This is a genomic window from Rhodanobacter sp. MP1X3, from assembly GCF_014207165.1.
GTDB lineage: Bacteria > Pseudomonadota > Gammaproteobacteria > Xanthomonadales > Rhodanobacteraceae > Rhodanobacter.
This window is the reverse complement of record NZ_JACHCO010000006.1, coordinates 196,830-211,242: the sequence shown is the minus strand read 5'-3', so window position 1 is coordinate 211,242 and position 14,413 is coordinate 196,830. Positions and strand designations below refer to the sequence as shown.

General features: G+C 59.5%; 11 protein-coding genes. 9 read left to right on the top strand and 2 right to left on the bottom strand.

The features are described 5' to 3' along the window. Window positions 1-26: 26 nt before the first annotated feature. The 4 genes from HDE79_RS16485 to HDE79_RS16470 all read left to right on the top strand — a co-directional run bounded on the left by HDE79_RS16485 (window position 27) and on the right by HDE79_RS16470 (window position 3,180). A complete protein-coding gene (locus HDE79_RS16485) occupies window positions 27-344 on the top strand; it encodes a hypothetical protein (protein WP_184603440.1) in 318 nt (105 codons plus the stop codon). A gap of 38 nt (window positions 345-382) precedes the next feature. Then, the gene (locus HDE79_RS16480) at window positions 383-805 is read left to right on the top strand and encodes a hypothetical protein (RefSeq protein ID WP_184603438.1); all 423 of its coding nucleotides are present in this window, start codon (window positions 383-385) and stop codon (window positions 803-805) included. Window positions 806-1,027: 222 nt separating this feature from the next. Further along, a complete protein-coding gene (locus HDE79_RS16475) occupies window positions 1,028-2,014 on the top strand; it encodes an alpha/beta hydrolase (protein WP_255488461.1) in 987 nt (328 codons plus the stop codon). 41 nt (window positions 2,015-2,055) lie between these two features. Then, window positions 2,056-3,180: a LacI family DNA-binding transcriptional regulator gene (locus HDE79_RS16470; RefSeq protein ID WP_184603436.1), complete on the top strand. Its 1,125-nt coding sequence runs from the start codon at window positions 2,056-2,058 to the stop codon at window positions 3,178-3,180. On the opposite strand, the gene HDE79_RS16465 is transcribed toward HDE79_RS16470, so the two are convergent. Continuing rightward, window positions 3,128-4,243 (bottom strand): Gfo/Idh/MocA family oxidoreductase, encoded by a 1,116-nt coding sequence (locus HDE79_RS16465; protein ID WP_184603434.1) that lies wholly within the window; start codon window positions 4,241-4,243, stop codon window positions 3,128-3,130. The two genes, HDE79_RS16470 and HDE79_RS16465, sit on opposite strands and share 53 nt — an antisense overlap. 119 nt (window positions 4,244-4,362) lie before the next feature. Here HDE79_RS16465 and HDE79_RS16460 point away from each other — a divergent pair, with 119 nt between their 5' ends. Continuing rightward, complete coding sequence (locus HDE79_RS16460) at window positions 4,363-5,247, top strand: phytanoyl-CoA dioxygenase family protein (protein ID WP_221440208.1); 885 nt, start codon at window positions 4,363-4,365, stop codon at window positions 5,245-5,247. 51 nt (window positions 5,248-5,298) lie between these two features. On the opposite strand, the gene HDE79_RS16455 is transcribed toward HDE79_RS16460, so the two are convergent. Next, the gene (locus HDE79_RS16455; RefSeq protein WP_343205989.1) at window positions 5,299-7,089 is read right to left on the bottom strand and encodes a sigma-54-dependent Fis family transcriptional regulator; all 1,791 of its coding nucleotides are present in this window, start codon (window positions 7,087-7,089) and stop codon (window positions 5,299-5,301) included. Between the two features lie 329 nt (window positions 7,090-7,418). On the opposite strand from HDE79_RS16455, the gene adh reads away from it, so the two are divergent. The 4 genes from adh (at window position 7,419) to HDE79_RS16435 (ending at window position 14,404) form a co-directional block, all read left to right on the top strand. Beyond that, the gene (adh, locus tag HDE79_RS16450; RefSeq protein ID WP_184603431.1) at window positions 7,419-8,939 is read left to right on the top strand and encodes an aldehyde dehydrogenase; all 1,521 of its coding nucleotides are present in this window, start codon (window positions 7,419-7,421) and stop codon (window positions 8,937-8,939) included. Between the two features lie 224 nt (window positions 8,940-9,163). Continuing rightward, window positions 9,164-10,861 (top strand): methanol/ethanol family PQQ-dependent dehydrogenase, encoded by a 1,698-nt coding sequence (locus tag HDE79_RS16445; protein WP_184603428.1) that lies wholly within the window; start codon window positions 9,164-9,166, stop codon window positions 10,859-10,861. Window positions 10,862-10,873: 12 nt separating this feature from the next. After that, window positions 10,874-12,109: a transporter substrate-binding domain-containing protein gene (locus HDE79_RS16440; RefSeq protein WP_184603426.1), complete on the top strand. Its 1,236-nt coding sequence runs from the start codon at window positions 10,874-10,876 to the stop codon at window positions 12,107-12,109. 78 nt (window positions 12,110-12,187) lie between these two features. Further along, entirely contained in the window at window positions 12,188-14,404 is a 2,217-nt protein-coding gene (locus HDE79_RS16435; protein ID WP_343205988.1) for a TonB-dependent receptor, read from the top strand. The last annotated feature ends 9 nt before the right edge of the window (window positions 14,405-14,413 follow it).

Below are 14,413 nucleotides of genomic sequence, written 5' to 3'. Positions count from 1 at the left end.
AAATTAATCGTAAGACTCGGTGATTATTGAATATTAAGATTGTTCCTTTTGTCATTGCGGGAACCATTGTTCACCTTGGCTTGTGTGTGGCGGCCTTCATGCCGCGCGTAAATTGCGGTTTCAACGATGCCTGTATGTTGGCTACGTCGACGGCTGCGAAAATTTTTGAAGATATAATGTCTCTGCCGCTTGGCTTGTTGGTTATTTTATTCCATGCGGGTGGCGGCGGAGCGACTGGATTGACATTCCTTTATCCAATGCTGAACTCGCTTTTGGCAGTATTGATCATATGGTTTGCTTTGGTTCGTCCTCTTGTTCGTCGGGCAAACAAAAAGAGTTCCTGAGTACCTACATCTGCAACATCCTTGGCAAGAATTTTCTTGTGAAAAATAAATCCCAGTCCTATCCTAATCTTTTTATTTCTCTCACATTTTGGATAATGGCGATTTTCCTTTACGTCGCTGCTGCTGCGCCTTTAGTTCCTGTGCTCAAATCAGAGGCGCATTTACTGTCTTCAATTTCTTTTTTTCCGATAATTTTTGGTATTCTACTCTTTCGATCTAAGATCGCTATGAATGCGGTAAAAACCTCAAGCCTAGTTCAAAGTATTAAAGAAGAGAGGTTCATTAGACTGTCTACTTGGGCGGCATTTCTCGCTATGTTTTTTACAATTGTTATTTACTTGATTAATGCGGAAGCTGAGAAAAAAATGGTTCCACCCAATTTTATAATTACGCCGTTTGCCTTATTCTTTTTTTACGCGGGTCGCTGGTGCATGTTTCGGCCTGGCTCACGCCTAACATGAAGTTGACGTCTCGCCGGTTCTGGATAGCATAAGCACTTAGAGTTATGGCGCGGCTGCTAGAAAACTCTGCAACGTCAAAGTGCTTGCTGTTCAATGAGTTGATATGGTTGAAAGATGTCGTGCGCTTGGCTGAGTGAATGTGCCAGGCTTATCACGCGTTGCCTCACATGCCTGTCAACGGTCAGCTACCGCGCCACGTTTTTGTGGTTTCGGGAGAACGCGATGATTCGATTCGACGCTTTGATGTTTCGCACGACGATGCTCGTTGGGCTGGTGTTGGCGTGCCAGTGTGCGACGGCCGGCCCGTCGGGTGATGCGCCGATGCAGCGACGTGCTGTCGTGGTCGACGAGCAGGGCGATATGTCGCCCGCCACGTTGCCGGCGGGTATACGCGTGGTGCGCGATGTAGCCTACGGCAGCGATGCGAATCAGCGTTTCGATGTGTATGCACCGGCGCATGCGCAGGATGCGCCGGTGATTTTGATGGTGCATGGTGGCGGTTGGCGCATCGGCGACAAGGCGGCGCGCGGCGTGATCGAGAACAAGGTGGCGCGTTGGGTGCCGCGCGGTTTTATCGTGATCTCCACCAACTACCGCTTGCTGCCCAGTACCGTGCCATTGCAGCAGGCGCAGGACGTGGCGGCAGCGCTGGTCGCCGCACAGAATCAGGTTTCATCCTGGGGTGGCGATCGGCATAAATTCATCTTGATGGGACACTCCTCCGGTGCGCACCTGGTGGCGTTGATTGCAGCGGAGCCTTCCATTGCAATACGGCAGGGTGCTACGCCATGGCTGGGCACGATTGCGCTGGATAGCGCTGCGTTGGATGTCGTGCAGATCATGCAGTCGCCACACTTTCCGCTGTACGACAAGGCGTTTGGCAGCGATGCCACCGCGTGGACAGCGGCGTCGCCGTTTCAGCAACTAAGCGCCGCCGGTGCGCCGTTTCTCGGCGTGTGTTCATCTCTGCGCAAGGATTCGTGTCCGCAGGCGCACCAGTTTGTCGACAAGGCCGTGTCGCTCGGTACCCGTGCGCAGGTACTGGAGCAGCCGCTGACGCATATGCAGATCAATCAGCAGCTGGGCACCACATCGGACTACACCACCCAGGTCGAAGCATTCATGCGTGGCCTCGATCCGGCTGTCGCGCGGCTGCTGGATGACGGTTATCGACAGGTTGCAGCCCTGCCCGTGGTGATCAGCCGCTGATCGGATGACGGAAAGATCTGCAGACAGGCGTGCGGCCTGTCATGCATGATTCGCTGGTCGTTTTTACTCAGGGTCTGGCATTGAACAAACGCGGTTCCCGTTCGGCTTTCCCTTCGCGCGTCAGTGCGCAGGATGTCGCCGACAAGGCGCGAGTGTCGATCTCGGCTGTCTCGCGGACGTTCACCGAAGGTGCCAGCGTTTCCGCGACCATGCGTGCACGTGTCGAGGCAGCGGCGAAGGTGCTCGGGTTTAGGCCCAACCATGCGGCGCGGAGTCTGGTTACTGGTCGTACCGACCTGATCGGCCTGGTGTCCAATCACTTTGCCAATCCGGCCTTTCTTGATGTTTTCGACCATTTCACCCAGCAACTGCAGGCGCGCGGCTTGCGTCCGCTGCTGGCCAATCTCGCCGAGCGCGGCGGTGCCGATGCTGCGCTGGAGATGATGCTGAAGTACAGCGTGGATGCCGTGCTCATCGCGACATCCGCGCCACCGGCCGGCTTCGCCGAGCGCTGCGTAGCGGCAGGCCTGCCGGTGATGCATCTCTTCGGACGCAAGGGTGGTCCTGCGGCGGCTCCCGTGGTGACGGTGGACAATGCGGCCGCCGGCGCCGAGGTCGGTAAGTTGATGTTTGCGCGTGGGCTGCGGCGCCTGGCCTTTCTCGGCGCATCGCGTACCGACATGGCATCGCGCGATCGCTGCCGCGGCTTCGAGCGCGCGCTGTCCAAACATGGCTGCAAACTCGTGGCCAAACACTTCGGTGGCGACTACTCGCACGAACACGGCAGGCAAGGCATGCACGCCTTGCTCGATGCTTCGCCGGAGATCGACGGCGTCTTTTGTGGCGATGACATCATCGCCCTCGGCGCGATGGATGCCTGCCGCGAACGCGGTATTGTCGTGCCGAGGGATGTCAGTATCGTCGGCTTCGACGACATGCCGCTCGCCGCATGGGCCGCTTATCGCCTCACTACCGTGCGCCAGCCGATTGCCGCGATGATCGAACAGGCCATCGCGCAGATCGCCGCGTGGCTGGTCGAGCCCGATCAGGTCCCCGCATCGACGATTTTCGATGCTGAGATCGTCGAGCGTGGCAGCCTGATCGCTGCTGGTATCAAAGATCGACCCAGCGTCGTTCGGAGGCCGACTGCAGCGCGGCGGCGATAACACGGTCCACCTCATGGCCAGCGCGAAAATCAGGCCACACCGATTGGCCGCCAGCGATAGCGCGAATGAAGTCGCGCGCCTCGATCACGATCTGTTCGTTGTAGCCGGTACCGTGGCCCGGCCCCTGGTTGAACGACGCGTAGTCGGGATGGCCGGGGCGCATCAAGATCTTCTGGAAGCCTTGCCGCTCCAGCGGGCGATTCGCATCGAAAAGCCATAGCGCGTTCTGATCCTCCTGATCGAAGGCGAGGGCGCCGCGCGTGCCGGTGATGCGATAGGTGTAACCCATCTTGCGGCCAGCCGCGACGCGGCTGAAACCGAGCGTGCCGCTGGCGCCGCTGGCAAAGCGCAGCAGCAGCTGGCCGAGGTCGTCGTTGTCTACGGCTTCCTCGCCTTGCGGTCCTGTGCGACGCGCTTGCACGACATGCGTATCGGCGACCAGCGAACGGATCGGCCCGACCAGGCGCAGGCAGGCGTTGATCACGTGGGCACCGACGTCGCCCAGCGCGCCAGCCGCCGTGGCCTCGCTTTCGCGGGTGCGCCAGCTGGCCGGCAGTTGTGGTGAGTGAAGATAGTCTTCGGCGTGCTCGGCGGCGATGTGGATGACTTCGCCGATTTCACCCGATGCGATGATTTCATGCGCCAGTTGGCTGGCCGGCGTGCGGATGTAGTTGAAGCCGACCATGTGCGCCACGCCGGCGCGCTCGGCGGCTTCGGTCATTTGCAGCGATTCGTCCGGCGAGCAACCCAGCGGTTTTTCGCAGAAGACGTGCTTGCCTTGCGCGATGGCCGCCAGTGCCATCGGCAGATGCGTGCGCGGTGGGGTAGCTATCACTATCGCATCGATGTCTGGATCGTTGACCAGCGACTGCCAGTGACCGGTCGAGCGTCGCCAGCCCCAGGCTTGCGCGTGCTCGCGCGCACCGTCATTGCTGGAGGTGGCGAGCATTTCGCAGATGGGTAATAGCGGTGTGTCGAACACGGTTCGCACCGACTGCCAGGCCAATGTGTGTGCCTTGCCCATATAGCCGGCGCCGATCAGGCCAATGCGTAGTTGCTCCATTGAAACTCCTCGTGGGTTTCATTCGACTCTACGCATGCTGCACTGCGTTTTGCAAGCGCTTGCAAAAAAGCGTAGCGTTCGCCTCGACCACTCTTTTTCTCAGTCCGAGGTACGCCATCGTGTCTGCACTGTCCGCTCGCTCACCCGCTATTGTCGTCGGTTCGAAAATCATCGATGCGGCGCATCTCGATGTCGAAGCAACCGTGCGCGAACTGTTCGATGGTTCTGGCGCAGTGACCATCCGAGGCTTGTTCAATGCGGCGGAGATTGCCGAGGCACGCGACGTGGTGATGCGCGAATCCGAATCCGCGGCGCCCAAGGTCACGCATTTCCAGGGTGCGGCGGGCAAGGCTGGCACCATCGACCTGCAGCGGCGTGTGTGGAATCTTCTGGCCAAAGGCGAGGTGTTCTCACGGATGGCGGCGCATCCGCAGCTGATGCAGGTGATGCGTGCGTTTCTTGGTACCGGTTTCACCATGGGCTCGATTGCGGCCAATCGCATTCTTCCCGGTGGACCGGGGCAGGAGCCGCATATCGACTATCCCTACTGGGATTACCATTCGCCACTGACGCATCCGGCGCGGCTCAATGCCAGCTTTCCGCTGAACGCGCAGGCGACGATCATGCTTGATCCGTTCACCGTCGAAACCGGTGCGACGGCCTATGTACCGGGCTCGCAACACGAGCTGCGTTACCCGGTCGAAAGCGACCGCTTCTACGATCGCTGTGAACGCATGCTCGGCGAACCGGGCGATACGGTGATTTTCTTCGGCGCGGTATGGCATTGCGCCATGCCCAATCTGTCGCAGCAGGACCGCTCGGCGATCCTGATCCAGTATTTGCCGAAGTGGGTCAAGCCAATGGAAAACCTGCCAGCCGCGTTGCCGTCGGAATTCATTGCACAGGCGAGCCCGGATCTGCGCCAGCTGTTGGGACTGGAATTTCCGTATCCGGAAATTCTCGACAGCGCCAGGGCAGGTAATGCCGAGGGACGGATGCGCTAGTTTTTCCCTCGGTGCGCCGATTTATCTACCGAGCTATCAATAGCTTCGTCGTCAGTCAGCGCCATGTTGCGCAAGACGTCGATAAATCGTGCTGCGGCTGACACCGAGCTTGCGGGCGGCAGCGGCAACGTTGCCATCGCAGGTGGCGATGGCTTCATCGATGGCGTGCAGCTCGATCGATTCGAGGCTTCCCGACAGGTTCGCATGGGGGAGTACCTGCGCCGAACCGTGCGTCCGTAAATCCTCGGGCAAGTCACGTCTGGTTACCACCGATCCGACACTACCTAAAGCCATCAGACTGCGCAGCAACCCGACCAGCTGCCGCAAGTTGCCGGGCCAACGTCGGTTGGCCAGATCCTGCACCAGCTCGGGATGCAGATGCATCGGAATCTGATCGCCGCCCAAGGCACGCCAGAGCTGCTCAATGACCGACGCAAGATCCACATGTTCGTGCAGCGCCGGCAATCGCAGGGTCGACTGCGCAATGCGGTAATACAGGTCGGCGCGGAATTCACCGCGCTCTGCCGCTGCGGAAAGATCACGGTGCGTGGCAGCTATCACGGTGACGTCGATCGGGTGTGCGCGACTACCGCCCAGCGGTGTGACTTCGCGCTCCTGCAGCACGCGCAGCAGGCGGCTCTGCATCGCCAGCGGCATGTCGCCCAGCTCGTCCAGGAACAGGGTTCCACCATCGGCTTCGCGCAGCAGGCCGGGCGAGCCTTCGCGGCGCGCACCGGTGAAGGCGCCCGGCAGATAACCGAACAGCTCCGACTCGATCAGGCTCTCGGGCAGGGCGGCGCAGTTCACCGCAATGAACGGTGCGCCAGCGCGCGCGCTGCGCCGGTGTAGTTCGCGCGCAACCACCTCTTTACCGGTACCGGTTTCGCCCTGCAGCAACAAAGGGATATCCGCATCGAGCAGGCGAACGCTGCGGTCGATTGCCTCATTCATCGTCGGTGAAAAAACCGGCGCGGGCGAACGCAATGGTTTGACATGCGTAGAGCGCAATGCACGCAGAGGTGTGCTGCTTTGCCGAGGCACATCACGGCGTGCGTGAACCATTTCGCCACTCTGGCAGCGCATGCCGGTCACGCTACCGGGTCGCGGCAATGCCGAGGCAAACAGTTCGTCGTAGCGGCGCTTGCCCAGCTCGCTCCAGTCCATGCCCAAAAGGCGCAGCGCGTGCCGGTTGGCAGCGACAAGTTTGTGTGCCTCGAATACCAGCATGCCTTCACGTGCGGTGCCGAGCAGCGCTGCGTCGGGCTGGATGCGCACGATGTCGGCGCCGTCGAAACCGCTTTCGAACAATCGATGCTCGATCTGCTCTACGGCCAACTGCACCATGCCCAGCGCATGCAGATGGTGCGATGACGATTCGCCGGAAAGATCGAGTACGCCGACTACTTCACCATGCGGGTCGAAGATCGGCGAAGCCGAGCAGCTCAGTACTTTATGCGGCGCGTAATAGTGTTCGCCGCCGCGCACTTCGATCGCGCGACGTTCGATCAGTGCGGTGCCGATCGCATTGGTGCCGGTGGCGGCTTCGCTCCAAGGTGCACCGGGACGCAACGAGACACGTGCAGCCTTGTCGAGAAAATCGGCGTTGCCCAGCGCGTCGAGAATGAAACCATCAGGCGCCGTCAGCACCACGATGCTGCCGGCGTGGTTGGCGCTGGCATAGAGCGCTTCCAGCTCTGGCCGACACAGGCGCCGCAATACCTCGTGTTGCTCCTGCATCTCGCCCAGCTGATGCCGCTCGACCAGCGCGACACTGGGTCGCTCGTCGGCAACCAGGCCTTGCAAGCGACAACGGCGCCATGAGGCGAGGATGGTTTCAGACACTAGACCGCGCGGTTCGGAGCCACTGTCGAAAAAGCTGCGGCGCGCATGGTTGATCGATTCTGTAAAACCCGGATGCCGCATGGGTGATTGTGTGTGTCGCAATATGCGACACCTCCGTGAGGTGTGTCTCGATACAAAACATATGCTGGGGCAAAGTGCAACAGCCGAACTGCCGAGTTTATTGTTGCGTTGCAGCGATTCAGGAATTTTTCCCGGTTGTTGTGCGATCCAGTGGGTTGGCACAGCGCAGCACGGTACCTCGTGACAGGTCCGCTGGCATGGCTCCTGCTCTTGTGTCTGTACCTTTCCCAGATACGGAGTGCTATCCCATGACCAAGCTTGAGCAGCAACATCTCGCGGTGCAGGTTCCCTTCAAGCAGCGTTACGGCAACTTCATCGGCGGCAAGTGGGTTGAGCCGAAGAACGGCAAGTATTTCGACAACATCACGCCGATTACCGGCCATCCGTTCTGCGAGATTCCGCGCTCCGACAAGGACGATGTGGAAGCCGCACTCGATGCCGCCCATGCTGCCAAGGACGCCTGGGGTAAAACGTCGGTCGCCGCGCGTGCACACATCCTCAATCTGATTGCCGACCGCATGGAGCAGAACCTCGAGGTCATTGCCTACGCCGAGACCTGGGACAACGGCAAACCGATCCGCGAAACGCTTAATGCCGATGTACCGTTGGCGATTGATCACTTCCGCTACTTCGCCAGCTGCATTCGCGCGCAGGAAGGCTCGATGGGTGAGATCGATAACGATACGGTTTCTTATCAGTTTCACGAGCCGCTCGGTGTCGTTGGCCAGATCATTCCCTGGAATTTCCCGCTGCTGATGGCCTGCTGGAAGCTGGCGCCAGCGCTCGCCGCGGGCAACTGCGTGGTGCTGAAGCCAGCCGAGCAGACGCCGGTAAGCATCCTGGTATGGGCCGAGATCATCGGTGACCTGTTGCCACCAGGCGTGCTGAATATCGTCAACGGCTTTGGCCTCGAAGCGGGCAAGCCGCTGGCGTCGAGCAACCGCATCGCCAAGATCGCCTTCACCGGCGAAACCACCACTGGTCGATTGATCAGCCAGTACGCCAGCCAGAACCTCATTCCGGTCACGCTGGAGCTGGGTGGCAAATCGCCGAATATTTTCTTCGCCGACGTGATGGACGAGGACGATGATTTTCTCGACAAGGCGATCGAAGGCTTCGTGCTGTTCGCCTTCAATCAGGGTGAAGTCTGCACTTGCCCGAGCCGCGCCTTGATCCACGAATCGATCTACGACAAGTTCATGGAACGTGCACTCAAGCGTGTAGCGGCGATCAAACAGGGCAACCCGCTCGATCCGGCCACGATGGTCGGTGCGCAGGCATCCGGCGAACAGCTGGAGAAGATTCTTTCCTATTTCGATATCGGCAAGCAGGAAGGTGCCAAGGTGCTGATCGGCGGCGAGCGCAATACGCTCGATGGTGAGTTCAAGGACGGCTACTACGTCAAGCCGACGGTGTTCTTCGGCAACAACAAGATGCGCGTCTTCCAGGAAGAGATTTTCGGCCCGGTGGTTTCCGTGACTACCTTCAAGGATGATGAAGACGCATTGGCGATTGCCAACGACACACTCTACGGCCTCGGCGCGGGCGTGTGGACGCGCAACGGCACGCGTGCGTATCGCTTTGGTCGCGGCATCCAGGCGGGTCGCGTATGGACCAACTGTTATCACGCCTATCCCGCACATGCCGCCTTCGGTGGCTACAAGCAATCGGGTATCGGTCGCGAAAATCACAAGATGATGCTCGATCACTACCAGCAAACCAAGAACCTTCTGGTCAGCTACTCGCCGAAAAAGTTGGGATTTTTCTGAGCCGAACCGGGAAGCGGGCGGCCATCTAGCCGTCCGCCAGCGCGGACTCCGAAGAACTACCCGCAGAAAAATCCAGTTTGAAATCACATATTGAGAACGTGCCGATCAAATGCACGCTCGCCGAAGTGTGCATTTGATCAGGGACACATCGCTGTAAAACGGCTAGTCGCAGTACTCATCTGCTCAAGTAAATCGCGAAAACCCGCAATGACAAGGGGAAATGCATGCAACGCTTCAATGCCTTCCGCAATACGAGTCTTTTTATCGCCATGCTGGTGATGGCCAGTAGCGCACTGGCGGCCGATTACGCGCCGGTCACCGATGCACGCCTCAAGGCTGCCGCCACCGATGACGGCTGGCTGATGTACCGCCACGACTACACCAGTTCCGGTTACTCGCCGTTCGATACGATCAACAGCGGTAATGTGGCTGGCCTCAAGCAGGTTTGGGATTACAAGACCGGCATGGAGCAGGGCCACGAATCACCGCCGATCGTCAACGGCGATTACCTGTTTGTCACCACCCCGAAGGATGGTCTGATTGCCTTCCAGGCCAGCACCGGCAAGCAGTTGTGGAAGTACCAGCAGGATCTGTCGCAAGTCGGCCTGAAGACCGTCTGCTGCGACGTGGTCAACCGCGGTGTGGCGCTGTACGGCGACAATGTCTACATCGCCACGCTCGACAACTATGTGGTCGCGCTGAATGCCAAGACCGGCAAGGTGGTCTGGAAGAAGCAGCTGTTCGGTGCGGATCTCGGTTATGCGATGACGCTGGCACCGCTGATCGTCAAGGGCAAGGTCATTGTTGGCGAGTCCGGCGGTGAGTACGGTGCTCGTGGATTCATCACGGCGCTGGATGCAAAGACCGGCAAGCAGGTGTGGAAGCAGTACACCATTCCGTCGCCTACCGAACCGGGCGGCAAGACCTGGCCCAAAGGTGCCTACAAGACCGGCGGCGGTGCTGCGTGGTTGACCGGCAGTTATGACGCTGAAACCGACACGCTGTTCTGGGGCGTCGGCAATCCGGGGCCGTGGCTCGCCACGCTGCGGCCGGGTGACAATCTGTACAGCGATTCGGTCATCGCGATGAATCCTTCGACAGGCAAGATCAAATGGAATTTCCAGTACACGCCGAACGATAGCTGGGATTACGACGGCACCAACGAGACGGTACTGACCGATATCAATTATCAGGGCGTGCAGCACAAGGCCCTGGTCAGTGCGAGCCGGAATGGCTGGTTCTATGCGATCGACCGTATCAGCGGCAAGCTGATCTATGCGCAGAAATTCGTGACGGCGACTTCAGTCAGCGGCATGAAGGACGGCAAGCCGGTCACCGATCCGGCCATGCGTCCGACGATCGACAAGCAAGTGTTCACTTGTCCAAGCTTCCTCGGCGGCAAGAACTGGTGGCCGATCTCGGTCGATCCGCAGACTCACATGGCCTATGTGCCGGCGATGCATACCTGCATGACGATCAAGGGTGCCACGGTCAGTTACAAGGCCGGCCTGCCGTTCCTGGGCGAGTCGTTCAACGTCACGGCCGATCCGGCATTCAAGGGTCAGTACGGTGACGTGATCGCACTCGACATCAATACGGGCAAAAAGGTCTGGAACCACCCCTCGGAAACTCCGTGGAACGACGGCATGCTCAGTACCGCCGGCGGACTGGTGTTTTCAGGCAGCGCGGATGGCTATTTCTATGCATTCGACGCCAAGACCGGCAAGGTGTTGTGGAAGAGCCCGCAGCTGACCTCCGGCATCATCGGTGTGCCCAGCACCTGGAAGGTCAATGGCAAACAGTACATTGGCGTCTACGCTGGCTGGGGCGGCGCCACACCGATCTGGGGCGGCGACATGGCCAAGGATCCGAAAGTGCAGAACATCCCGCTCGGTGGTCACCTCTACGTATTCTCGATGTAACGGAGTCAACGCATGAAGCAACAGATGTTTAAAAAGAGCCGGCTTGCCTGGCTTGTCGGATCGGCCGCCGTGCTTTTGTACGGCGGCACCGCCGTTGCGGCGGAGTTGTCCGTCTGCATCGACAAAAGCAGTCCGACCGCAGCAATGGACAGTGGGCTCGCGCACGCGATTGCCACTCAGGAAGCCAATACCCTGGCCTTGCACGAGTTTGATGGCAGCGGTGGTGGAGACGACGACGGTTTCAGCATGAAGGAGTTCGGCAAGCTCGCCAAGGCCACCTGTTCGCTGGTACTGGGCTTTCCCGTCGATGCTGATTCAAAATCCACGCCGCCAGGCGTGCTGGCTACTACACCTTATGGTCACACCGGTTTCGTGCTGGTAACCCCGAAGGGGAGCAAGGCGACGACGCTGGATCAGCTTCCCAAAAACACGGATGTTGCCGTGACCTACCAGACCACGCCGAATCTGTATTTCGTCGATCATCCCGGCGTGAATGCAGATATTCATTTGACCGATGATGACGCGCTCAGCGCACTGGAGAAACGCAAAGTGCATGCGGCGATGTTGTGGCAGCCGACGGTCGTGCACTATCTGGTGGGCAAGCATGAGGCGGCACGTTTCAGCTATCACGAACTCGACGAGCCGCATGCGCAGTTCAACCTCGTTGCACTGTATGACGCAGAGCATGCACCGGCGGCTATGGAGTTCGAGAAAGCGATTGCCGCACTGACCGAGTCTGGTCAGTTGGCGAAGTTGCTTGCACCGTATGCACAAGCCGGCTTGGCGATGCCATCCAGCCGCGGCAAGAGCGCCATGCTGAAAAGGTCGGCGGTTGAGGGCGGCATCGATCGGCTCTGCGGTTCCAAAAAGTCGTCGGCGAAAACAGATGCAACACCGCCGGCGCTATTTACTTCGACCCAGGCCGATAGTGGAAAGATAAAGTACCTGACCTACTGCGCCATGTGCCATGGTCCGACCCTCCAAGGGCGGGCAGGTCCCGCATTGACGGGGCCGAATTTCGCCTCGGCCAAGGCGAAATTCCACGTCAGCGAGGTGTTTACCATCGTGGCAAACAACATGCCTGCGACATCTCCGGGAACGCTGGCACACGAGGACTATGTGGAGATCATGGCCTTCCTGTTGCAGCAGAACGGTTACCCCGCTGGTGATAAGGCACTCACTTTCGAGGACGCCACAAAATCCAAAGTAAAGCTGCTATACCGTGCTGGACCAATCGATAATAAGTGATCGCAGAGCCGTGTTTATGCGAAACCACTGAGGCGTCTGGCGCTTCGGTGGTTTTGCTTTTGCTTAAGGGAGATCGATGTGACGCATGGCATCACGCGCCTTCATCAAGGCGGGCAGAAAGAGTTAGTTACACTGCGACTGGATAGGGCAATCGCACTGGCACTTTGCGTTGCCGCACTGGCTTCGCAACAAGTGCTTGCGCAGGACGCCGCGCAGGCACCCACGCCTGATACCAAAACCACCACACTGCCGGTTGTGAAGGTCAACGCCAGCCGCATGGCGATTTCGCCGTTCGATCTTCCCGCTGCGTTGACCGTGGTGAACGTGGAGCCGACTTCGGCGGCGCAACCCGGTATCAATCTCTCCGAAACGCTCACTGGCGTACCCGGCATCATCGCGCGCGACCGGCAGAACTACGCGCAAGATGAGCAGATATCCATTCGTGGTTTCGGTGGTCGTGCGACTTTCGGCGTGCGCAGCATTCGCCTGTATGTCGATGGCATCCCGGCCACGCTGCCGGACGGGCAGGGCCAGGTCTCGCAGTTCAATATCGATAGCGCCGATCGCGTGGAAGTGCTGCGTGGACCGTTCTCCGTGCTGTACGGCAATGCCGCCGGCGGTGTGGTGCAGATGTGGAGCGCGGACGGCACCGCCGTGCCGCAGACAACGCTTGGCTTTTCTGGCGGCAGCAACGATACGTTCCGCTACAGCGCCGATACGCGCGGCATTGTCGGTCCGGTCGACTACAACATTGCCGCGTCGGAATTCATCTCCGGCGGTTATCGCCAGCACAGCCGCGTGCATCGCGAATCGGACAATGCCAAGTTCGGCATCGACCTAGGCAAGCAGCGCAAGCTAACTGTGGTGTTGAACCGCTTCTATCAGCCCATCGCGCAGGACGAACTGGGTCTTACGCGTGCCCAGGTCGATGCCGATCCGCGCCAGGCCACCGCCGTAGCCAGCCAGTTCAATACCCGCAAGAGCACCAAACAGACCGAGCTCGGCCTGATCTACGAACAGCAGGTGGATGAAGACGACCAACTGCGCGCGATGGTCTATCACGGCCAGCGCAGCATTCTGCAGTTTCAGGCGATACCCGTGGCAACCCAGAAAAATCCGCTGCAGTCCGGCGGCGTGGTGCAGCCCGACACCGACTACGGCGGCACCGACGTGCGCTGGACGCACAGCGGTGACCTGCTCAACCGCGACTACGAATTCGTGCTTGGCCTGAGTGCCGACTATCAGCATCAGCGTCGGTTCGGCTTCAACAACTTCGTGACCAACAGTGCCGGTATCACCCAGTTGGGTGTGATCGGCGCACTGCGTCGTAACGAGAACGACGATGTCGACAACGTCGATGAGTACGCGCAGTGGTACTGGCACTTTGCCGACCGCTGGTCGCTGTTGCTGGGAGCTCGCCGCGATGACGTGCACTTCCACGAGCAGGATTTTTATATCACCGCCACCAATCCCGATGACAGCGGCCGCGTGACTTACTCCGCCACCACGCCGGTGGCTGGTGTGCAGTTTCGTCCGTCCGACACCGTGCGCCTGTATGCCAGCTACGGCAAGGGCTTCGAGACGCCGAGCTATAACGAGCTGGGTTATCGCAGCGACGGCCAACCCGGCCTGGCGTTCAACCTGAGACCGCAGTACAGCCGCAATCTCGAACTCGGTGCCAAGTGGCAGATCATGCCCGGGCTGGAATTCGATGCGGCCGCTTTCCGTGCCGACACACGCAACGAACTCACCGTCGACACCAACGAAAACGGGCGCGCCACTTATGAGAATGTGGGCGATGCGCGCCGGCAGGGCCTGGAGTTTTCGTTGACCGGACAGCTCGGGAACGACTGGCAGCTATCGGCTGGATTCACTCATCTTCAGGCGGAATTCCGCAGTGCGTTTTTCACCTGTACCACCACGCCGTGCGCGGTGCCGACCACACCGGTGGCTGCCGGCACGCCTATACCTGGCGTGCCCGACAACTACGGTTCGCTGCGCCTCGAACACGGTACCGATCTGGGCTGGCACGAAGGCCTCACCCTCCAGGGCGTAGGCTCGGTCACCGTCAACGATACCGACACACAGCATGCGGCAGGCTATGGGTTGATCGACATCGACACCAGTTACACCTTTTCGCTTGGTGAGACAACGCGACTGCAGCTCAGCGCCAGCATCGACAATCTGGCCGATCGCCGTTACATCGGTACGGTTATCGTCAACGACAGCAACGGCCGCTATTTCGAACCCGGCCCCGATCGCACCTACATGCTCGGCGCGCGGCTGACGTTCTAGCCCAATGAA

Coding starts and splice junctions, on each gene's coding strand:
- HDE79_RS16465 (WP_184603434.1), bottom strand. CDS start 4,243: ATGGAGCAACTACGCATTGGCCTGATCGGCGCCGGCTATATGGGCAAG.
- HDE79_RS16445 (WP_184603428.1), top strand. CDS start 9,164: ATGCAACGCTTCAATGCCTTCCGCAATACGAGTCTTTTTATCGCCATG.
- adh (WP_184603431.1), top strand. CDS start 7,419: ATGACCAAGCTTGAGCAGCAACATCTCGCGGTGCAGGTTCCCTTCAAG.
- HDE79_RS16470 (WP_184603436.1), top strand. CDS start 2,056: ATGCATGATTCGCTGGTCGTTTTTACTCAGGGTCTGGCATTGAACAAA.
- HDE79_RS16475 (WP_255488461.1), top strand. CDS start 1,028: ATGATTCGATTCGACGCTTTGATGTTTCGCACGACGATGCTCGTTGGG.
- HDE79_RS16440 (WP_184603426.1), top strand. CDS start 10,874: ATGAAGCAACAGATGTTTAAAAAGAGCCGGCTTGCCTGGCTTGTCGGA.